This window comes from Streptomyces sp. RK9 (genome assembly GCF_045070545.1).
Lineage (GTDB): Bacteria > Actinomycetota > Actinomycetes > Streptomycetales > Streptomycetaceae > Streptomyces > Streptomyces alboflavus.
Map to the genome: position 1 here is coordinate 3609258 of NZ_CP173703.1, position 18439 is coordinate 3627696.

Here is an 18439-nt window from a genome sequence, read left to right on the forward strand (position 1 = left end):
GCAGGGCTCATGTGAAGCGCAGCGTTCGCCCGAGGCGCACGGCTCACCCGAGGCGCACGGTGATCTTCTGCGTGGCGCCCTTCGTCGGGCCGAGGTCGGCGAACGTGAGCTTCAGGGCCGCGCCCGTCGTGGCCGACGTGACCGTGGCGGGCTTCGCGGTGACCGCGGCGACCGGCCGGTCCCACGTGACCGTCAGGCCCGCGCGCGCCGCCCGGGTCGGGTCGCTGACGCACACCACCGCCGTCCCGTCCGGCCGTTCGCCGACCAGCACCGCGCAGGCCGCGCTCGCGGTGAGCGCCCCGGCCGTGCCGCCCGACCAGAACGTCACGCCGGTGAAGCCGAGCGAGGGCACGCTGATGCCCTGCCGCGCACCGGAGTTGGCGAGGATCCGCAGCCGGCCGGTGGCCGCGGCCCGCTCGGCCGTGCGGGCCGCGCTCGCGCCGGGCAGCAGGACGTACGCGTACGTCGCGTCCGTGGGGTCGGTGCCGTGGTCGACGTGCAGCGTCAGGTAGGTGCGGGTCAACGGGGTCGTGGCGCCGCCCTTGTTGATGTCGCTCCACTTGCCGGTGCGCCGCTCGCGACGGGCCCGGACGGTGGCGCCGCCGGGGAAGACATAGCCGCCGTGGCCGCCGATGTGCGCCCACCGTGCGCCGGTGAGGGTCTGGGACCAGGGCGTGGTCGCGGGCTTGGTGACGCCGTCGGCCTGGAACGGGGCGCCTCCGGTCGGGCCGAGGTTGCGGTTCTCCACGGTGGACTCCACGACCGCGCCGTCCGCGCAGGTGATGCCCGCGCCCAGGCACACGATCGCGTCGTCCAGGCAGAACCACGCCTTGCGGGCCGACAGCGTGCTCTGCAACCCCTTCAAGTGCTGCCCGACCACGGCCCGTTGGCCGTCCGTGGCCCCGCCGACCCAGCTCACGTCCGGCCGCGCCGCGCCCCAGTCGCCGCCCGCCCCGTCCGCGAGGACCTTGCGGGACGCGGTGACGCCGGGCAGCCGGTAGGGGTCGACGGTGGGCCAGAAGGCGTCGCTGTACTGGCCGTTGGCGTAAGTGTCGCCCCACCAGGCGAGCAGGCCCGAGCCCGTGTGCCAGCCGCGCAGGTTCTCGCCGTTGCCCGTCTCGTAGTACGTGATGCGGGCGTCGGCCATGCTGATCGACGCGGCCCAGCCGGGGCGGCGGTGCGTGGCCCGCGCCATGTTGGTGAACAGGCGGTGCCCGGTCGGCTCGGGCGCGGGCGTGACGGCGGTGTCGTCCTGGACGGCCTTGAGCCGGGCCAGGTGGGCGAGGCTCAACTGGGGGTCGCTGAGCGGCGGACTGTAGTAGTCGCGGCGCATCCAGCCCTTCACCAGGCCCCGCCAGCGGGCGTTCTCGGCCGCCGACGCGCCCAGGCCGAGCAGCGCGATCGACGCCAGGATCGGGTGGCCGCGCAGATGGTCGTCGGCCTGGACCTGCTTCGTGTCGGACGCGGCGACGCCCCGGCTGATGGCACGGCCCGCGACGCAGTCCATCACCAGGCCGTTGTAGAGGAACGGCGCCCACGCCTTCTCCACGGCGTCGAAGACGATCTGCCTGCCGCCGTCCGTCACCTCCCACGGCGACCCGTCGAGCAGCGCGAACAGCAGGCCGAGCCCGCCGAGCAGCACGGACCCGTACGAGCCCGTGTACGGCACGGTGGTGTGCTGGATGAACGAGCCGTCCGTGTACAGGCCGTCGCCGCTGGTCACGTACGGGAAGACGGGCGAGAGGGCGTCCCGTGCCAGCGCGACCTTCGCCTCGTTCGCGCCGACGACGCCGCGCAGCGCGAGGACCCGGCACAGGTCCACGCGGTTGGCTCCGGTGCTGGTGCCGGTGTACTGGGCGACGGCGGAGTCCGGGACGAAGTGGTCGACGGCCGCGCAGTAGCGGGCGATCCGGTCGGCGGACAGCGCGTCGTACATCAGGACGCAGGTGTCGAGGAGGGCCTGCGGGGCGCCGATCTGCCAGCTCCACCAGTTGCCGAAGCGCTTCTGCCGCTCGTTGTAGACCTGCGCGTAGAGGTGGTCGAGGCCGGTCACGACCGCCGTCCTGAGCGTGGCGTCCCCGGTGAGTCCGGTGCCCTGCTGGCTGTACGCCTGGGCCATCGTGGCGAGCCGCGTGCAACTGGTCACGAGGTTCGCGGAGTAGCCGAACGACTCCTGGTCCGTGTCCGGTTCGGGGTCGGCGTACGAGGCGTCGGGCCACAGCGAGCCGTCCGCCGGAGCCATGGTGTCCCTCAACTGCCGTGCGGAAGTGCCGAGTTGGGCCAGGCGGCTCTTGAACGGCTCGGCGGTCGGGCTGAATCCCGTACCCAGGATCAGGGTGCGCCACTTGGCGCGCAGGGCGGCGAACGCGTCGGCGTCAGCGGCGGCCTCGGTGGCCGCGCCCGCGGCGCCCGTCGTCGCGGTGTCGCGGGCGGTTGCCGGAAGCGCGGCCGCGGGCGCGGCGAGGGAGAGCGCCGAGGTGCCGGTGGTCAGGAGGAAGGCGCGGCGGGGCCAAGGAGAGGGCATGCGGGGGCTCCAGGGGGACCGAGGGCCAAGGGGGCGGGAGGTCGGGAGGGCCAGAAGGGAGGGCCGGAGAGGAGGGGGCGGGTGTTCGGGGGCGCGGGCGGGTGCCCGGGGGTGCGGGCGGCCGAGGTGCGGGCAACCGCCCTTCAGTAAGCGCTTTCTAGCATGCGTGCGCCGACCGGCTCAATGGGTCTGACGCAAGGATTCGACCGGGCGGACCCGGGGTGAGGCCGGGTCCGCCCGGCGTCCGGGCCGGGCTCAGGGCGCCGCGTCGGCCTCCACGGGCGGCGCCGTGCTGCCGGTGATCCGGGGGATCGACTCCACCGTGGGTGCGGTGACTTCGCGGGGCGCGGCGTCGTCCCGCGCCCCGGCCACGGCCTGCGGTTCCGCGCTCGCGGGCGGGGCCGCCGTCGGCTGCGGCTGCTGGTTCGCGGCCCGCTCCAGGAAGCGGAGGAGTTCGACGGGGAAGGGCAGCACCAGGGTCGAGTTCTTCTCGGCGGCGACGGCCACGACGGTCTGCAGGAGCCGCAGTTGCAGGGCGGCGGGCTGTTCGGACATCTCCTTGGCGGCCTCGGCGAGCTTCTTGGAGGCCTGCAGTTCGGCGTCGGCGTTGATGACGCGGGCGCGCCGCTCGCGGTCCGCCTCGGCCTGCCGGGCCATGGACCGCTTCATCGTCTCCGGCAGGGACACGTCCTTGATCTCGACGCGGTCGATCTGCACGCCCCAGCCGATCGCCGGGCTGTCGAGCATCAGCTCCAGGCCCTGGTTGAGCTTCTCGCGGTTGGACAGCAGGTCGTCCAGGTCGCTCTTGCCGATGATGGACCGCAGCGACGTCTGCGCCATCTGTGAGACCGCGAAGCGGTAGTCCTCGACCCGCACGATCGCGTGCGAGGCGTCGACCACCTTGAAGTACACGACGGCGTCGACGCGCACCGTGACGTTGTCGCGCGTGATGCCCTCCTGCGCGGGCACGGGCATCGTCACGATCTGCATGTTGACCTTACGCATCCGGTCGACGCCCGGCACGATCATGGTGAACCCGGGCGCGCGCGGCGCCCCGGAGAGGCGGCCGAGACGGAACACGACACCGCGTTCGTACTGCTTGACGACGCGGGCCGCCGACACCACGTACATGAGACCGGCGGAGAGTGTCACCGCGCCGGCCGCGAGGAGTTCCTGCAGCATGACGACCCCCTGTCGCTCCGAGCCGTCCGTCAATCAACGATACGCCCGGACCGGGGGCCGCGGCGAGCCCCTGGGCGCGGGTCAGCGGGCCTCGGGCCGTGACGCGTACAGGCGCGTGTAGTAGCGGCCCGCCGACTCCAGGCCGGTGGTGTCGTCGCCCGCCGCCCGCACCCGCGCGACGGCGTCGTGCTGCTCCTCGGGGCCGGTGAACAGGCGCTGCGGGTAGAGCCGGTCGGGGTCCGTCGTGGTGACCAGGCCGTGCGCGGCGAGGCTCTGCGCGATGCGGTCGTACGGGACGGTCCGCAGCACGAACGCGTCGACCCACAGGGGCAGGCGGGCGGCGCCGAGCAGGGCGTCGAAGGTGCGGTGCGTGACGTAGCCGATGCCGCCGGTGACGGTGATCAGGCCGACGCCCGCCACGGCCCGCGCGAGGCCCGGGCTGGGCGGCACGTGTTCCAGGTTCTCCGCGTACGCCTCGTCGAGCAGGCCGACGGCCAGGGCGTAGGCGGTGGCGTTGGCGGCGGTGTCCACGCCGACCAGGCGGACCGCGTCCGGGCGGCGCCTGGCGGCGTAGAACTCCTTGTCCAGGTCGACGAGTTCGCTGGTGGTGAGGTCCGCGGTGGCCTCCCCGGCGTAGTGCGCGTACAGGTCGGCGAGCGTCAGGTCGTGGTTGAGCAGCGCCGCGTTCAGGCCGTAGGAGCAGCACAGATCGAGGACCGTGGGCTCGCCGTCGGGGCCGGGCGGCGCGGCCTTTCGCCGGTCGGCGAGCGTGCGGCGGAAGACGCTCTGGGCGTGGTGCGGGATCGCGTAGTCGTACGGGGCGAGGCGGCGGAAGTACGCCCGTGGGTCGGGCCGGTCGTAGATGTCGTCGAACCGGGTCTTGCCCGCCATGGCGCCGGCCGCGGGGTCATCGGGTCCCGGCTGCCTGTGTGCGCCCATGGTGCACCTCCGTGACGTGGGTTCGGGTGTGCGGCAGCTGAAGCTGTACCCGAGGGCTCGACGGGCCCGGAAGGCCACGAGGCGGTTCCTGGCCACGCCGCTCACTAAGCTGTGCCGGTGTTCACCTCCCAGGGCCCCTCGCTGCGCGAACTGGCCGTCCAGGCGCTGTCCTCCACGGAGCACGGCTACGACCTGCTGGCTCCCAAGTTCGATCACACGCCCTTCCGTACGCCCGAGCGCGTCCTCGACGCCTGTGCCGAGGCGCTGCGGCCACTTGGCCCGTTCGCCACGGGTCTCGACGTGTGCTGCGGCACCGGGGCCGGGGTGGAACTCCTGCGGCCCATGTGCCGGGAGCATGTGACCGGCGTCGACTTCAGCTCCGGGATGCTGGCGCGGGCGCGGGCCGCGCTCGGCGCCGAGGACGGGCCGGGGGAGTGGGGCCCGGCGGTCCACTGGGTGCGGGCGGACGCCCGCGCGCTGCCCTTCGCCGAGGGCTTCGACGTGGCCGTCAGCTTCGGGGCGTTCGGGCACTTCCTGCCCGTCGAGCGGCCGGGTCTCTTCGCCCAGGTGCACCGGGCGCTGCGCCCCGGCGGCCTGTTCGCTTTCCCCATCGGCGCGCCACAGCCACTCACGTCACCATGGTACTGGGGCATGCTCGGCTTCGACCTGGCGATGCGGGCCCGCAACGCGCTGCGGCAGCCGCCCTTCGTCATGTACTACCGCACCTTCCCGCTGCCCGGGGTGCGGGCCGACCTGGAGGGGGCCGGGTTCACGGTGGGGCTGCGGCCGCTGGAGGAGTTCGGCCGCAGGGACGACGGGAGCCCGCACTGGCGCCTCGTGGTGGCGCGCAAGGCGGCGTGAGGGGCGGCTCGTGCGTGCCCCGGGTTGCCGTCGTGGTGGACCCGGTCAGCGCGTCGCGCTGCTGAACGCCCGCCGGTAGGCCTGCGGGCTGACCCCCGCGACCCGCTTGAAGCGGTCACGGAACGCGGTCGGCGAGCCGAAGCCGACCTGCGCGGCGATCCGCTCCACCGGGTGCTCCGTGGTCTCCAGGAGGTGCTGGGCCTGGCGTACCCGCGCCCGGTGCAGCCACTGCAGCGGCGTCGTGCCGGTCTGCTCGCGGAACCGGCGCAGGAGCGTGCGGCTGCTCAGGCCCGCGTGGTCGGCGATGTCGTCCAGGGTGAGGTCGCGCGCCGCGTTCTCGTCGAGCCAGCGCAGCAGCGGTTCGAGGGCGCGGCCGCGGGGCATCGCCGGGGGCTGGTTGACGATGAACTGGGCCTGGCCGCCCTCCCGTTCGAGCGGCATCACCGACAGGCGGGCGGAGTCGGCGGCCACCGCCGAGCCGTAGTCGCGCCGCACCATGTGCAGGCTCAGGTCCATCCCGGCGGCGGCACCCGCGGACGTGAGGATCTGGCCGTTGTCGACGTACAGGACGTCCGGGTCGACGTCGATCTCCGGGTAGGCCGCGGCGAGGTGGTCGGTCGCGAACCAGTGCGTGGTGGCCCGCAGCCCGTCGAGCAGACCCGCCTGCGCGAGCACGAACGTGCCGACGCAGATGGACGCGATGCGGGTGCCCGCGTCGGCCGCTTCGCGGAGCGCCGCCAGGGTCTTCTCCGGCACCGGCGCGGTCGGGTCGTGAGTGCCCGGTACGACGATGGTGTCCGCGTCCACGAGCCCGCTCAGGTCGTGGTGCGCCCGCAGCGAGAACGCGCGCGCGTCGACCTCGGGCTCGGCCGCGCACACCCGCACCCGGTAGGCAGGCCGCTCGCCGGGCAGCCGGGTCCTGCTGAACACGTCCAGGGGCATCGCCAGGTCGGAGGGGATGACGTCGTCGAGGGCGAGGAAAGCGACGGTGTGCATGGCGGCAACGTACGACATCGCCGGACTCCCGCCAACCGCCGCTCACGGCACCCGCCCGGGCCACGTAACCCCCGCCAGGCGCGTTCGACCTGCGCTTACGTGCGCGGAGTGGGCGTTCGCGGTCGGACACCACCCTGGCGATATCCCGTTGAAAGCTGTCATTGCAGCCACTGTCGGCGGGGGAGCGGCGCTGGCTAGCCTCGGCGGCGGGAACAGCACGGGAACACCACCGGGCCCCGCCGGGGCCGCGGTCCCCGCCAGGAAACGGAACCTCGTATGCACGTTCAAGCAGTCCTCTTCGACGGCTTCGACCCGCTCGACGTCCTCGGCCCGCTGGAGATCCTGTACGCCGGGGGCATCGCCACGAACGGCGGGATCACCGTCGAGCTGGTCTCGGCGGAGGGCGCCCGCGACGTCCCGAGCGGCCTGGACCTCGTCACCCTCCGGGCCACGGCCCGGCTCGACCCGGAGCGCGACGGCCTGATCCTGGTGCCGGGCGCCGCCGGAGCCACCGAGCAGGGCGGCCCCGAGGACGACAGCATCCCCTCCCGCATCGCCCGCACCCAGCGCACCGCCCTGCCCGCACTCCTGTCGACCGCCATGGAGCGCCCCGGCGTGACCATGACGACCGTGTGCGGCGGCTCCCTGCTCCTCGCGATGTCCGGGCTCCTCAAGGGCAGGTACGCCACCGGCCACCACGACGCGCTCGACGTCCTGTGGGGCCTCGGGGCGACCGTGGTGCGGGCCCGGGTCGTCGACGACGGCGACCTGGTCAGCGGGGCCGGGGTGACGTCGGGTCTCGACCTCGGACTGCACCTGCTGGAGCGCGAGTTCGGGCCGCGCGTGGCCCATGTGGTCGAGGAGATGTTCGCGCACGAGCGGCGCGGGGTGGTGTGGCGGGCGACCGGCGCGGAGCCCGCACACATCTGACACCGCCCCGCCGCAAGCGCGCCCCGCCCGCCCTCCCCGACGCGAAAGCCCTCCCATGACGAAGCTGTTCCTCATCCTCCACGTCCTCGCGGCCATCCTCGCCGTCGGCCCGGTCGCCGTCGCGGCCAGCATGTTCCCGAAGGTCCTGCGCGACGCCCTCGCCGGACCCGGCGACGCGGCCCCCGTGACGACGCTGCGGACGCTGCACCGCATCTGCCGCGTCTACGCGGGAGCCGCCATCGCCGTCGTGGTCTTCGGCTTCCTGACGGCGAGCAGCATGGGTGTGCTCGGCAGCGCCTGGCTGATCACGTCGATCGCGTTGACGTTCGTCGCGGCGGTGATCCTCATCCTCCTTGTGCTGCCGCGTCAGGAGACGGCGTTGGAGGCGGTGTCCGGGGCGAAGGCCGGGGAAGCCCATGAGGCCGACGGCGAGGGCACGGCCGACTCAGCGACCGACTCCGCGGTCGCGGTGAAGCTCGACGCGCGGACCAGCGCCCAACTCGCCATGTTCACCGGCGTCTTCAACCTCCTCTGGGCCACCGTCACCGTCCTGATGATCGTGCGCCCGGGCTCCACGACCGGAGGCTGACCCCGCACATGCCCCGCGAGGCTGGCCGGGACGCCTCCCGTGCCCCATGCTCTAGGCGACGGCGGTCCGTCGACTTCCCGGCAGGGGGTACGAGATGGGGTCCGAGGACGACAGCACGGCGCCCGCTCCGGCAGAGCCCGCGGGCGCCGACCCGCGCGGTGCGATCGGGGATCCGCCGGTGGGCAGGACGCCGGACGCGTGCGCGCGGACCCGGGACCCGGCGGCGTCCCACGCGGAGGCGTGGCAGGCCCCGGGCGCACCGGACCTGTCGGCCCCGCTGGACCCGCCGCCCGCACCCGGGCCGACGGCCCCGCCCCGGACGCCGGAGGGCTGACGCCATGGGCCTGACGATCTGCAACCGCTTCCACACCCGCGTCCACGTGTCGATCGGCTTCTACGACAACACCTGCCTGTACAACACGGGCCCGCACATCATGGGCTGGTGGAACCTGGACCCGGGCCGCTGCGCGCTGGTGTACGCCAACCGCGTCAACCAGTACAGCCGCATGTGGTTCTTCGTCGGCGAGGCCGCGAACAACGGCCCCGTCTGGGCGGGGGAGTACGTCACACAGGTGCCGGACCAGGCGTTCAACCGCTGCTGGCGGCCCTCGGTCTCGGGCGGCCACCCGCGCGGCTTCCGCTTGTTCGACGTGGGCGACAACGAGAACTTCACCCTGAACCTGACGGGCTGACGGGCTGATGCCCGACGGGCCACGCTCGCCCCCGCCCGCCCGGCCCCCGCACCCGGCGCGGTGCCCCGCTCACGCCAGGAACGCCACCCGGTCCGCCCGCACGGGATGCGCGAACCCCTCGCCCGCCGCCCAGCGCGCGACCTCGCTCACCGCGACATCGGTCAGGCGCCGCCACTCGTTGCCCTGCGAGCCGGCGAGATGCGGGGTGATCAGCGCGTTCTCGCAGTCCCACAACGGGTGCCCCGGCGGCAGGACTTCGGGCTCGGTGACGTCGAGCACCACCCTGATCCGACCCGTGACCACCGCTTCGGTGAGCGCGTCCTGGTCGACCACGGCTCCGCGCGCGGTGTTGATGAGCACGCCGTCCTCGCGCAGCGCGGCCAGCTGACGGCGGCCCACGAGCCCGCGCGTGGCGGGAAGCAGCGGGGCGTGCACGCTCACGATGTCGCTGTGCCGGAACAGCTCGTCGAGCCCGACGGCCCGCACGCCGAGCGCGGCCGCCCCGGCCCCGTCCACGTACGGATCGTGCAGCAGCACCTCGATGTCGTACGGGCGAAGGAGCTCGATGACGCGCCGGCCGACGTGGGAGGCGGACAGGATCCCCACGGTGCGGCGGTAGTTGCCGATGGCGCGCGGTGTGCTCAGCGGGTCGTCGCGGTCGCGCGCGGCCTTGAAGGCGCGGGCCCGCTCCAGGACGTGCTTGCCTGCGAGGAGGATCATCGCGACGGTGTACTCGGCGACCGGAAGCGCGTTCGCGGCGGCCGCCGACGACACCTCGATCCCGCGTTCCCAGCAGGCGGGCGTGAGATGGCCGCGCACGGACCCGGCGGTGTGCACGACGGCCCGCAGCCTCGGGGCGGCGGCGAGGGCGGCCTCGTCGAGCGGCGGGCAGCCCCAGCCGGTGATGAGCAGCTCGGCCTGCCCGAGGACGTCCCGGGCCCGCTCGCCGGAGAAGTCGTCGAGGACGGGCGGGTGCCGGAGCGCGCACACTCCGGCGAACGCGGCCAGCACATCGGGCCCGAGCAGCGCGTCGGCGGCGCCGGGCGACATGGCGAGCGCGGCGGACGGCAGACCGGACGGGTGCGGTGGGGTGGGCATGCGGGGCGGGGCTCCATCCTTCCGGCGGCGGCCGGATCGCGAGGCTGCGTCCTTCCGGCGGCGCCGGATCCGTACGAGTCTCGTCGGGCCGCGCCGCTTTCGCACGCGTCGCAGCCGTGCGCCCGGGCCCGCGTGGCCGCATCGGTACGCCCGCTCCGGTGCGCCGGCGGCACCTGTCGTAGGATCGGTCACGTACCGCATCGCATGGCGGCCTCCTGCACCACGCACCCCGACCGGGAGGTCCCCGCATGTCCGCGCTCCAGGTACGCCCCTTCCACCGCGACGACCGTGACCAGCTCACCGATCTGGTGAACAGCCACGTGGCCGCCGTCGTGCCGGGCGTCTCCGTCTCCGTGAACACCGTCCTCGGGCAACTGACGCGGCGGCCGGACGAGTTCATCACCGACCCGTGGGTGGTCGAGCGCGTCACGCTCGTCGCCGAGCAGCGCGCGTTCGTCGTGGCCGCCGCGCACCTGCTGCGCTACCGCTGCGGGGCCGACGTCGGCCCCGACTACCGCGACCTCGGCGAGATCAACTGGTTCGTCTGCCACCCGGCCGCGTCCTTCTGGCCGGACGCCGACAAGGCGGCCGACCTGCTGATGAGCGCCTGCCTGGCGCAGCTCGCCCGCTGGGACGTGCGGGCCCGCGCGGCCGACGGCGCGCTGCCCGCCCCGGCCGTCTACGGCGTGCCGCGCGCCTGGCCGCACGTCCGGGCCGCCTACGAGCGCGCCGGATTCCGGCACACCGGACACACCGAGGTCGTCCTGATCGCCGCCGTGCCCGACCTGCCGCGTGCCGAGGCGCCGCTGCCGGGCCTCGCCGTCCGCCGCACCCTCGGCGAGTGCGGCACGCGCCTGACCGCGCACGCCGACGGCCGCGACCTCGGCTTCATCGAGGTCGACACCGCCCTCGGCCGCGCCGAACGCCAGGCCCGCAACGGCTCGCTCGCCGACATCGGCAACTTCCACACCGAGCCCGGTCACGGCGTCGAAGGCCTCGATGCCTGGCTCCTGGGCGAGGCCGCCGCGTGGCTGCGCCTCGCCGGGGCCGACCGGGTGCTCGCCTACGAAGCGGCCGACGACCCCGAGGCGATCGCGCGCCTGACGGCGCTCGGGTTCCGGGAGCTGGTGCGGACCGACCGGGGCTGGGACCACGCCTGACCTCGGCGGGGTGTGCAGCCGGTGCGGGCGGTCTCAGCCGAACTGCACCGACCGCTTCGAAAGCCCCAGCCACGAGCCCTCGATGACGCTGCGCTGGCTGCCCAGGTCGTCCGCCGCCGCGCCGAGCGTGACCGCGAGGGGCACGAAGTGCTCCTCGCGGGGGTGGGCGTACCGGGCGGCCGGGGCCTTGTGCGCGAAGTCGAGCAGCGCGTCGACGTCGCCGGCCTCCAGGGCGCGCCGCCCCCAGTCGTCGAACTCGGCCAGCGGGGCGGGGACTTCGTTGTGGGGGTTGATGGCGCGCAGGTTGTGCGTGAAGTGGCCGCTGCCGACGATCAGGACGCCCTCGTCGCGCAGCGGCGCGAGCCTGCGGCCGATGTCCATCAGCCGTTGCGGGTCCAGCGTCGGCAGGGACATCTGGAGCACCGGGATGTCCGCGTCGGGGTACATCTCCAGGAGCGGCACATAGGCGCCGTGGTCGAGTCCGCGCTCGGGCAGGTCCTGCGCCGGCATGCCCGGGGCGCGAAGGAGCCCCCGGACCTGCTCGGCGAGCTCCGGGGCGCCGGGCGCGGCGTACCGGATGCGGTAGTAGTGCTCGGGGAAGCCCCAGAAGTCGTAGACCAGCGGCACGGCCGTGGTCGCGCCGAGTGCGAGCGGGGCCTCCTCCCAGTGCGCGGAGACCATCAGGATCGCCGTCGGGCGGGGCAGCTCCGCGCCCCACCGGGCGAGCTGACCCGGCCAGTCGGCGTCCTCGGCGAGGGTCGGGGCGCCGTGGCTCATGAAGAGCGCGGGCATCCGCGACGCCGGGTGGTCCAGGGGTGCGGTGGTCATGGTCGGTCGCCTCCTCGGCAGTGTGGTTCAAATTTGAAGCACATGGTCGACCGTACTCGATGGTTTGAATTTGAACAACAGGCGTACGCTGCTCCCATGGGCGACACGAAGTGGCTGAACGACGACGAGATGGCCCTCTGGCAGGCCTTCCTGACGGCAGGGGCGCTGCTCGACCGGCGCATCGAGGAACAGCTGAAGGCCGAGTCGGGGCTGTCCCACGTCCAGTACGAGGTCCTTGTGCGGCTGTCCGCGGCCGAGGGCGGCGAGCTGCGCATGAGCGAACTCGCCGCCGACGTGCTCACCACCAAGAGCGGTCTGACGTACCAGATCACGCAGATGGAGAAGGCGGGCCTGGTGCGCCGCCGCTCCTGCGCCGCCGACGTCCGCGGCGTCTACGCCGTCCTCACCGACAAGGGCCGGGCGCGCCTTGAGGGGGCCGCGCCCGGCCACCTCCGGGTGGTCCGCGCCCATCTGATCGACGTCCTCAGCGACAGCCAGGTCCGGGTCATGAAGGAAGGGCTGCAGGAGGTCGTGCGGGCGCTGGGCGGGGAGTGACGCCCGGCGGGGCCGCCGCTCACACGAGGGCTTCGCGCTCCGCGCGGGCCTGCTCGTCCTGGTCCGCGAGGTGCCAGTGCAGATCGCGGACGCCCGGCTCCAGGGAGAGGCGCGTCACGAGTTGCTCCATGTCCGCGCCGGGGGCGCCGTCCAGGACGACCGAGGCCTCCAGGGAGGTGCTGTCGTCGTCCTCGCCGCGCCGGATGCGCAGCCCCGCGAGGCGCGGGTCGGTGCTGCTGAGCAGCTGGATGAGCAGGGCCCGGACATGGGCCTCGTCGCGGCGGTCGCAGGTGACGTGGAAGGTGACCTGCGTGGGGGTGTCGGAGTTGCCCTGCGGGGCCCGGTCGATCAGGCGGCTGGTGGGCCGCAGGGTCAGATGGACGGCGACGACGGTGGCGGCGCCGAGCAGGGCGAGAGTCAGCCGCCCGGAGGCCGCGAGCACTCCTACCGCCGCCGAACACCACAGTGTGGCCGCCGTGTTGAGGCCGCGGATCGAGGCGCCCTCGCGCATGATGACGCCGCCGCCGAGGAAGCCGACGCCGGAGACGACGTACGAGGCGACGCGCGTCGGGCTCGTCGGGTCGTGCATCGCCTCGCTGTAGAGCACGAACAGGGTGGCCCCCGCGGCCACCAGGGCGTTGGTGCGCAGGCCCGCCATGCGGGCGCGCCACTGCCGCTCGACGCCGATGAGGGCGCCGCAGCCGACGCCGGTGGCCAGGCGCAGGGTGAAGTCGAATGTGGTCAGGGACTGCATGGCGGCACCTCCAGGTGACTCCCGTACCGCTGTCGTCGGTACTTCGTACGACTCCTGATGCTTGCATAGTTGCGCAAGTATGCAAAGATGATTCCCGTCCGGCGGGCTCCGGGCTCCTTATTTGCGCATCGACGCAAAGAGGCGCACACTGCCGGAGGCACATCTCGGACGCATCCCGGGCATACCCGGCAGACCGGCATCACGGAAGGAGGCAGCCATGGGCGCCGACCCTCCCAGTAGCCGCTGCCTCCCCGGCAGCCCCTGATCCGCCGCTCCCCGCCCGGGCACCGCACGGGACCGGCGTGACGCGGCCCGCGCGGCACCACGCCCGCCGCCGCCCCTCCCCTCTTCCCGCTCACGTGCGCACTCTCCGCACGGTGTGACCCCCGCCTGCCCGGCCGCCCTGCGGTCGCGGCCCGGGGACCGCTGTGCCCAGAGTGTGGTCGGAGGTTGTTGTGATGTCGTTCAAGACCGGTGGCGCCCCGCCGCGCGCCCCGCTCTCCTCCCGGCTCGGGGGCCGTCTCTCCCGGATGTCCTGGGTGGACGTCGTGGTCGCCGCGGCCGTCCTGGTCCTGCTCTACCTCGTCCTGCGGGTCGGCCAGGGCACCACCGTCCGCTTCTCCACCGACCAGTCGGTCGTCGTCGACACCGACCCCGCGCGGCTGCCGTACGACGCGGCGCGCTCCCTGCTGCGGATGTTCGTCGCCCTGGCCGCCTCGGTCGTCTTCACGTTCGTGTACGCCTACGCGGCCGCCAAGAGCCGCCGCCTCGAACGGATCCTCATCCCGGCCCTGGACATCCTCCAGTCCGTGCCCGTCCTCGGCTTCCTCACCGTCGCCGTCACCGGGTTCATCGCCCTGTTCCCCGGCTCCCTGCTCGGCCTCGAATGCGCGTCGATCTTCGCGATCTTCACCTCCCAGGCCTGGAACATGACGTTCGCCTTCTACCACTCGCTGACCTCACTGCCCCGTGAACTCGACGAGCTGTCACGGTCGTTCCGCTTCACCAAGTGGATGCGGTTCTGGAAGGTCGAGGTCCCCGCGGGGACGATCGGCCTGGTCTGGAACGGCATGATGAGCTTCGGCGGCGGCTGGTTCTTCCTCGTCGCCTCCGAGGCGATCAGCGTCAACAACAAGGACTACGCCCTGCCCGGCGTCGGGTCCTACGCCGGAGCCGCCGTCGCCGACGGCGACCTCGGCAAGGTCGGCTGGGCCGTCCTCACCATGGCCGTCATGGTCATCGGCGTGAACTTCCTGTTCTGGCGCCCGCTCACGGCCTGGGCCGAGCGCTTCAAGAACGAGCAGTCCGAGGCCGACGAGGTACAGCGCTCCGTCGTCCTGAACTTCCTGCGCCGCTCCCACTGGCCGCGCCTGATCGGGGCGTCGCTGCGCCCCGTCGGCCGCGCGCTCGGCCGCGCCGCCCGCGTGTTCGGCACCGACGACCGCCCCCTGACCGTCGACCCGACCCGCAGGCGCACCGGCGACCTCGCCTTCGGGATCGTCGCGGGCGGCCTCATCGCCTGGGGCCTCGTCGACCTCGGCCGCTACCTCGACGACCGCACCGGCCTCGGCGTGTTCGGCGAGCCGCTGCTCCTCGGCCTCGTCACCTTCGCCCGCGTCGTCGTGCTCGTCGCCGTCGCCACCGTCGTGTGGGTGCCCATCGGCGTACGCATCGGCTTCTCGCCGCGCCTGACCCGGATCGCCCAGCCGGTCGTCCAGGTCCTTGCGAGCTTCCCCGCCAACTTCCTCTTCCCCCTCGCCGTCTGGTTCTTCCTGAAGACCGGCCTGTCCATCGACGTCGGCGGCATCCTCCTGATGGCCCTCGGCGCCCAGTGGTACATCCTCTTCAACGCCATCGCCGGCGCCATGTCGATCCCGACGGACCTGCGCGAGGCCATGGACGACCTGGGCGTGACCGGCTGGCAGCGCTGGCGCCGGCTCATCCTGCCCGGCGTCTTCCCCTCCTACGTCACCGGCGGCATCACCGCGTCCGGCGGCGCCTGGAACGCCTCGATCGTCTCCGAGGTCGTCACCTTCGGCGGCACCACGCTGACCGCGACCGGCCTCGGCGCGTACATCGCCGAGGCCACCGCCGACGGCGACTTCCCGCGCCTGATCGCGGGCGTCGCGGTGATGAGCCTGTACGTCGTGGGCCTCAACCGCCTGCTGTGGCGCCGCCTCTACCGCCTCGCCGACACCCGGTACGCGCTGTGACCCGCGCCCGGGCCGTCGCCCACCCCTGGACCTCCCTCTCCCTTTGCCGAACTGGAGCCTCCCTCATGGCACTCAAGGCCCTCCGCAAGCTGCGCACCCCCGCCGCCCCCACCACGGGACCGGCCGTCGCCCCGCCGCCCGCCGCCGACGGCGACGCCCTCCTGGAGGCCGCCGGCCTGACCAAGTCCTACGCGGGCGCCGACGGCGACCTGCCCGTCCTGTCCGGCATCGACCTCACCGTCCGCGCCGGGGAGATCGTCGCGCTGCTCGGCAAGTCGGGCTCCGGCAAGTCCACGCTGCTGCGCTGCCTCGCCGGGCTCATCCCGGCCAGCTCCGGCACCGTCGCCTATCGGGGCGAGCCACTGACCGGCGCCAACCCCGGCACCGCCATGGTCTTCCAGACCTTCGCCCTGTTGCCCTGGCTGACCGTGCGGCAGAACGTCGAACTCGGCCTGGAGGCGCGGGGCGTACCCGCCGACGAGCGCGCCCGCGCCGCCGGGCAGGCCATCGACCTGATCGGCCTCGACGGCTTCGAGTCGGCGTACCCGAAGGAGCTGTCGGGCGGCATGCGCCAGCGCGTCGGCTTCGCCCGCGCCCTCGTCGTGGAGCCCGACGTGCTGATGATGGACGAGCCGTTCTCCGCGCTCGACGTCCTGACCGCCGAGAACCTGCGCGGCGAGCTGCTGGAGCTGTGGGAGTCGGGACAGTTCCCCACCCGCGCCGTGGTCCTGGTGACCCACAACATCGAGGAGGCCGTCCTGATGGCCGACCGCATCGTCGTCCTCGGCTCCCGCCCCTACGGCACCATCCGGGAGACCGTCGAGGTCGGCCTCGACCGCCCCCGGGACCGGGAAGCGCCCGCCTTCCAGGAGCTGATCGACCGGGTGTACCGCATCATGACCGGCCGCCCCAAGGAGTCCAGGATCTCCGGCCGCGCCGAAGGCGCCGACCTGGACAGGCGTACGGTCGCGGGCACCCCGCTGCCCGCCGCCACCGTCGACGGCCTGTCCGGCCTCGCGGAGCTGGTCGCCCACCGGGGCGGGCGCTGCGACCTCGCCGACCTCGCCGACGAACTCGGCCTGGACGTCGACGACCTGCTCCCGCAGGTCGACGCGCTCGAACTGCTCGGCTTCGCCTCGATCACCGGCGACGACCTGGTCCTCAGCGCGCCGGGCACGGCGTTCGCGGAGGCCGACGTGCAGACGTCCAAGACGATCTTCGCTGCCGCCGCCGTCGAGATCCCGCTGGTGAAGCTGATCACCAACAGCCTGCGGCAACAGCCCGACGGCGCCGTCCGCGCCGGGTTCTTCCGCGACCTGCTCGCCCACCACTTCACGAGCGAGCAGGTGGAGCGGCAACTGGAGACGGCCACCGACTGGGGCCGGTACGCGGAGCTGTACGCGTACGACGCCGAACCGCAGGAGTACCGGCTCGACGAGGGCGCGGAAGGGGAGGTGGGGGAGCCGGGGGAGACGGGACGCGGGTGACGGCGATGGGCCCGGGGCCCGCCGCCGCGGGCGCGCCCCCGTTCCGGCTAGTGCCCGGTGGCCGGGCGGCGGCGGACCGCCCGGGCCCTCGTCGCGGGCGCGGCGACGGGCTGTTCCTGCGCGGCGGCCTCCGCGGCCGTGCCGGTCCCCTCGGCGGCGGCGGAGGCGCGGGCCACCAGCGCCGCCTCGTCCAGGAGCCCCCGCACGTCCGCCGCGCGGTAGTAGACGCGGGTGCCCTCGCGGCGCGACACCACGAGCCCGGCCGCCCGCAGCTTCGCCAGGTGCTGCGAGGTCGCGGCGACATGCGCGCCGAGCAGCTCCGCGAGCGCGCTGACCGGCAGCTCCTGCCCGCTGAGCGCCCACAGCAGCCGGTAGCGCGAGGGGTCGGCCACCGCCTTGAGCACCGCCACCGCACGGTCGGCGGCGGCCGCGTCCCACGACTGTCCTTGCGCGTCCATGCAAATAGGGTAGCCGCCGCGGGGAGGCGGGCCACCGCGGCGCGGGCTCAGGACGCGACGGTCCCGCCGCGCCGCCCCGAAGCCGTGGAGCCCCGGACGACCAGCTCCGGCAGGAACACGAACTCGCTGTGCGGCGCCGGGGTGCCGCCGATCTCCTCCAGGAGCGTGCGGACCGCGGCCTGGCCCATGGCCTGGACGGGCTGGCGGACCGTGGTCAGCGGCGGGTCGGTGAAGGCGATCAGCGGGGAGTCGTCGAAGCCGACCACCGAGATGTCCCGGGGCACGTCGAGGCCCTGCTCGCGGGCGGCGCGGATGGCGCCGAGTGCCATCATGTCGCTCGCGCAGACGATGCCCGTGCAGCCCTTGGTGATCAGCGCCGTCGCCGCGGCCTGCCCGCCCTCCAGGGTGTACAGGGAGTGCTGGACCAGATCGTCCGCCGCCGCGCCGGACAGGCCGAGCCGCTCGCGCAGGCCGAGCCGGAAGCCCTCGATCTTGCGGACGACGGGGACGAAGCGCCGGGGGCCGACCGCGAGGCCGATGCGGGTGTGGCCGAGCGAGGCGAGATGGCGCACGGCCAGCTGCGTCGCGGTCCGGTCGTCGGTGGAGACGAAGGGCGCGTCGACCTTGGGGGAGAAGCCGTTGACGAGGACGTGCGGGACGCCCTGGGCGCGCAGGGAGCCGTAGCGCTCCATGTCGGCGGTGGTGTCGGCGTGCAGCCCGGAGACGAAGATGATCCCGGCGACGCCGCGGTCCACCAGCATCTCGGTCAGCTCGTCCTCGGTGGAGCCGCCCGGGGTCTGGGTGGCGAGCACCGGGGTGTAGCCCTGGCGCGTCAGGGCCTGGCCGATGACCTGGGCGAGGGCAGGGAAGATCGGGTTGTCCAGCTCGGGCGTGATCAGGCCGACCAGGCCCGCGCTGCCACGTCTGCGCAGCCGGACGGGCCGTTCGTAGCCGAGCACGTCGAGTGCGGCGAGAACGGCTTCGCGGGTGGCCGCGGCCACACCGGGCTTGCCGTTGAGGACCCGGCTGACGGTGGCTTCGCTGACTCCCGCCTGGGCTGCGATGTCGACGAGCCGCGCGGTCATGCACGGGACTGTACCGGCCGACCGCGTCCTTGCCCACCGGTTGCGCAAGCTTGCAGCAAGCCCTGACGTGGCTCCGCCGCAACACACA

At 73.7% G+C, this 18439-nt stretch carries 18 protein-coding genes; 9 read left to right on the forward strand and 9 right to left on the reverse strand.

The window, feature by feature from the left end; genetic code table 11:
• Positions 1-43: 43 nt before the first annotated feature.
• The 3 genes from AB6L24_RS14770 to AB6L24_RS14780 all read right to left on the reverse strand — a co-directional run bounded on the left by AB6L24_RS14770 (position 44) and on the right by AB6L24_RS14780 (position 4645).
• Complete coding sequence (locus AB6L24_RS14770) at positions 44-2524, reverse strand: polysaccharide lyase 8 family protein (RefSeq protein WP_405655642.1); 2481 nt, start codon at positions 2522-2524, stop codon at positions 44-46.
• Positions 2525-2779: 255 nt separating this feature from the next.
• Positions 2780-3706: a slipin family protein gene (locus tag AB6L24_RS14775; RefSeq protein ID WP_405655644.1), complete on the reverse strand. Its 927-nt coding sequence runs from the start codon at positions 3704-3706 to the stop codon at positions 2780-2782.
• A gap of 81 nt (positions 3707-3787) precedes the next feature.
• The gene (locus AB6L24_RS14780) at positions 3788-4645 is read right to left on the reverse strand and encodes a hypothetical protein (protein ID WP_405655646.1); all 858 of its coding nucleotides are present in this window, start codon (positions 4643-4645) and stop codon (positions 3788-3790) included.
• A 117-nt stretch (positions 4646-4762) separates the two neighbouring features.
• On the opposite strand from AB6L24_RS14780, the gene AB6L24_RS14785 reads away from it, so the two are divergent.
• Positions 4763-5506 (forward strand): class I SAM-dependent methyltransferase, encoded by a 744-nt coding sequence (locus AB6L24_RS14785; protein ID WP_405655647.1) that lies wholly within the window; start codon positions 4763-4765, stop codon positions 5504-5506.
• Positions 5507-5551: 45 nt separating this feature from the next.
• Here AB6L24_RS14785 and AB6L24_RS14790 read toward each other — a convergent pair whose 3' ends face one another.
• On the reverse strand, positions 5552-6502 hold the full coding sequence (locus AB6L24_RS14790) for a GlxA family transcriptional regulator (RefSeq protein WP_405655649.1): 951 nt from the start codon (positions 6500-6502) through the stop codon (positions 5552-5554).
• Between the two features lie 276 nt (positions 6503-6778).
• On the opposite strand from AB6L24_RS14790, the gene AB6L24_RS14795 reads away from it, so the two are divergent.
• The 4 genes from AB6L24_RS14795 (at position 6779) to AB6L24_RS14810 (ending at position 8713) form a co-directional block, all read left to right on the forward strand.
• Positions 6779-7432 (forward strand): DJ-1/PfpI family protein, encoded by a 654-nt coding sequence (locus AB6L24_RS14795; RefSeq protein ID WP_405655650.1) that lies wholly within the window; start codon positions 6779-6781, stop codon positions 7430-7432.
• A gap of 55 nt (positions 7433-7487) precedes the next feature.
• Positions 7488-8021 (forward strand): hypothetical protein, encoded by a 534-nt coding sequence (locus AB6L24_RS14800; protein WP_405655652.1) that lies wholly within the window; start codon positions 7488-7490, stop codon positions 8019-8021.
• A gap of 94 nt (positions 8022-8115) precedes the next feature.
• Positions 8116-8355, forward strand: a complete 240-nt coding sequence (locus tag AB6L24_RS14805; RefSeq protein WP_405655654.1) for a hypothetical protein — start codon at positions 8116-8118, stop codon at positions 8353-8355.
• Positions 8356-8359: 4 nt separating this feature from the next.
• Positions 8360-8713, forward strand: coding sequence for a DUF1036 domain-containing protein (locus AB6L24_RS14810; protein WP_405655656.1), 354 nt, complete (start codon positions 8360-8362; stop codon positions 8711-8713).
• Between the two features lie 69 nt (positions 8714-8782).
• On the opposite strand, the gene AB6L24_RS14815 is transcribed toward AB6L24_RS14810, so the two are convergent.
• Positions 8783-9811, reverse strand: a complete 1029-nt coding sequence (locus AB6L24_RS14815; protein WP_405655657.1) for a hydroxyacid dehydrogenase — start codon at positions 9809-9811, stop codon at positions 8783-8785.
• Between the two features lie 248 nt (positions 9812-10059).
• Here AB6L24_RS14815 and AB6L24_RS14820 point away from each other — a divergent pair, with 248 nt between their 5' ends.
• Positions 10060-10971, forward strand: coding sequence for an N-acetyltransferase (locus AB6L24_RS14820; protein WP_405655659.1), 912 nt, complete (start codon positions 10060-10062; stop codon positions 10969-10971).
• Positions 10972-11004: 33 nt separating this feature from the next.
• Here the strand turns inward: AB6L24_RS14820 and AB6L24_RS14825 are convergent, their stop codons facing one another.
• Entirely contained in the window at positions 11005-11799 is a 795-nt protein-coding gene (locus AB6L24_RS14825; protein WP_405655661.1) for a dioxygenase, read from the reverse strand.
• Positions 11800-11895: 96 nt separating this feature from the next.
• On the opposite strand from AB6L24_RS14825, the gene AB6L24_RS14830 reads away from it, so the two are divergent.
• Positions 11896-12354: a MarR family winged helix-turn-helix transcriptional regulator gene (locus AB6L24_RS14830; RefSeq protein WP_405655663.1), complete on the forward strand. Its 459-nt coding sequence runs from the start codon at positions 11896-11898 to the stop codon at positions 12352-12354.
• A gap of 19 nt (positions 12355-12373) precedes the next feature.
• Here the strand turns inward: AB6L24_RS14830 and AB6L24_RS14835 are convergent, their stop codons facing one another.
• Positions 12374-13108 carry an MgtC/SapB family protein gene (locus AB6L24_RS14835; RefSeq protein ID WP_405655664.1) on the reverse strand — a complete coding sequence of 245 codons (735 nt, stop codon included), beginning with the start codon at positions 13106-13108 and terminating at the stop codon, positions 12374-12376.
• A gap of 458 nt (positions 13109-13566) precedes the next feature.
• Here AB6L24_RS14835 and AB6L24_RS14840 point away from each other — a divergent pair, with 458 nt between their 5' ends.
• Together AB6L24_RS14840 and AB6L24_RS14845 are read left to right on the forward strand one after the other, a co-directional pair.
• A complete protein-coding gene (locus tag AB6L24_RS14840) occupies positions 13567-15321 on the forward strand; it encodes an ABC transporter permease (protein ID WP_405655666.1) in 1755 nt (584 codons plus the stop codon).
• 65 nt (positions 15322-15386) lie between these two features.
• The gene (locus tag AB6L24_RS14845) at positions 15387-16808 is read left to right on the forward strand and encodes a nitrate/sulfonate/bicarbonate ABC transporter ATP-binding protein (RefSeq protein ID WP_405655668.1); all 1422 of its coding nucleotides are present in this window, start codon (positions 15387-15389) and stop codon (positions 16806-16808) included.
• A 47-nt stretch (positions 16809-16855) separates the two neighbouring features.
• Here the strand turns inward: AB6L24_RS14845 and AB6L24_RS14850 are convergent, their stop codons facing one another.
• A complete protein-coding gene (locus tag AB6L24_RS14850) occupies positions 16856-17266 on the reverse strand; it encodes an ArsR/SmtB family transcription factor (protein ID WP_405655670.1) in 411 nt (136 codons plus the stop codon).
• Positions 17267-17313: 47 nt separating this feature from the next.
• On the reverse strand, positions 17314-18351 hold the full coding sequence (locus AB6L24_RS14855) for a LacI family DNA-binding transcriptional regulator (protein ID WP_405655672.1): 1038 nt from the start codon (positions 18349-18351) through the stop codon (positions 17314-17316).
• Positions 18352-18439: the final 88 nt, after the last annotated feature.

What these genes read in the sequence shown, in the direction of transcription:
- AB6L24_RS14770 (WP_405655642.1), bottom strand. Translation starts at nt 2,524, where the DNA reads ATGCCCTCTCCTTGGCCCCGCCGCGCCTTCCTCCTGACCACCGGCACC.
- AB6L24_RS14775 (WP_405655644.1), bottom strand. Translation starts at nt 3,706, where the DNA reads ATGCTGCAGGAACTCCTCGCGGCCGGCGCGGTGACACTCTCCGCCGGT.
- AB6L24_RS14780 (WP_405655646.1), bottom strand. Translation starts at nt 4,645, where the DNA reads ATGGGCGCACACAGGCAGCCGGGACCCGATGACCCCGCGGCCGGCGCC.
- AB6L24_RS14790 (WP_405655649.1), bottom strand. Translation starts at nt 6,502, where the DNA reads ATGCACACCGTCGCTTTCCTCGCCCTCGACGACGTCATCCCCTCCGAC.
- AB6L24_RS14795 (WP_405655650.1), top strand. Translation starts at nt 6,779, where the DNA reads ATGCACGTTCAAGCAGTCCTCTTCGACGGCTTCGACCCGCTCGACGTC.
- AB6L24_RS14800 (WP_405655652.1), top strand. Translation starts at nt 7,488, where the DNA reads ATGACGAAGCTGTTCCTCATCCTCCACGTCCTCGCGGCCATCCTCGCC.
- AB6L24_RS14805 (WP_405655654.1), top strand. Translation starts at nt 8,116, where the DNA reads ATGGGGTCCGAGGACGACAGCACGGCGCCCGCTCCGGCAGAGCCCGCG.
- AB6L24_RS14810 (WP_405655656.1), top strand. Translation starts at nt 8,360, where the DNA reads ATGGGCCTGACGATCTGCAACCGCTTCCACACCCGCGTCCACGTGTCG.
- AB6L24_RS14815 (WP_405655657.1), bottom strand. Translation starts at nt 9,811, where the DNA reads ATGCCCACCCCACCGCACCCGTCCGGTCTGCCGTCCGCCGCGCTCGCC.
- AB6L24_RS14820 (WP_405655659.1), top strand. Translation starts at nt 10,060, where the DNA reads ATGTCCGCGCTCCAGGTACGCCCCTTCCACCGCGACGACCGTGACCAG.
- AB6L24_RS14825 (WP_405655661.1), bottom strand. Translation starts at nt 11,799, where the DNA reads ATGACCACCGCACCCCTGGACCACCCGGCGTCGCGGATGCCCGCGCTC.
- AB6L24_RS14830 (WP_405655663.1), top strand. Translation starts at nt 11,896, where the DNA reads ATGGGCGACACGAAGTGGCTGAACGACGACGAGATGGCCCTCTGGCAG.
- AB6L24_RS14835 (WP_405655664.1), bottom strand. Translation starts at nt 13,108, where the DNA reads ATGCAGTCCCTGACCACATTCGACTTCACCCTGCGCCTGGCCACCGGC.
- AB6L24_RS14840 (WP_405655666.1), top strand. Translation starts at nt 13,567, where the DNA reads ATGTCGTTCAAGACCGGTGGCGCCCCGCCGCGCGCCCCGCTCTCCTCC.
- AB6L24_RS14845 (WP_405655668.1), top strand. Translation starts at nt 15,387, where the DNA reads ATGGCACTCAAGGCCCTCCGCAAGCTGCGCACCCCCGCCGCCCCCACC.
- AB6L24_RS14850 (WP_405655670.1), bottom strand. Translation starts at nt 17,266, where the DNA reads ATGGACGCGCAAGGACAGTCGTGGGACGCGGCCGCCGCCGACCGTGCG.
- AB6L24_RS14855 (WP_405655672.1), bottom strand. Translation starts at nt 18,351, where the DNA reads ATGACCGCGCGGCTCGTCGACATCGCAGCCCAGGCGGGAGTCAGCGAA.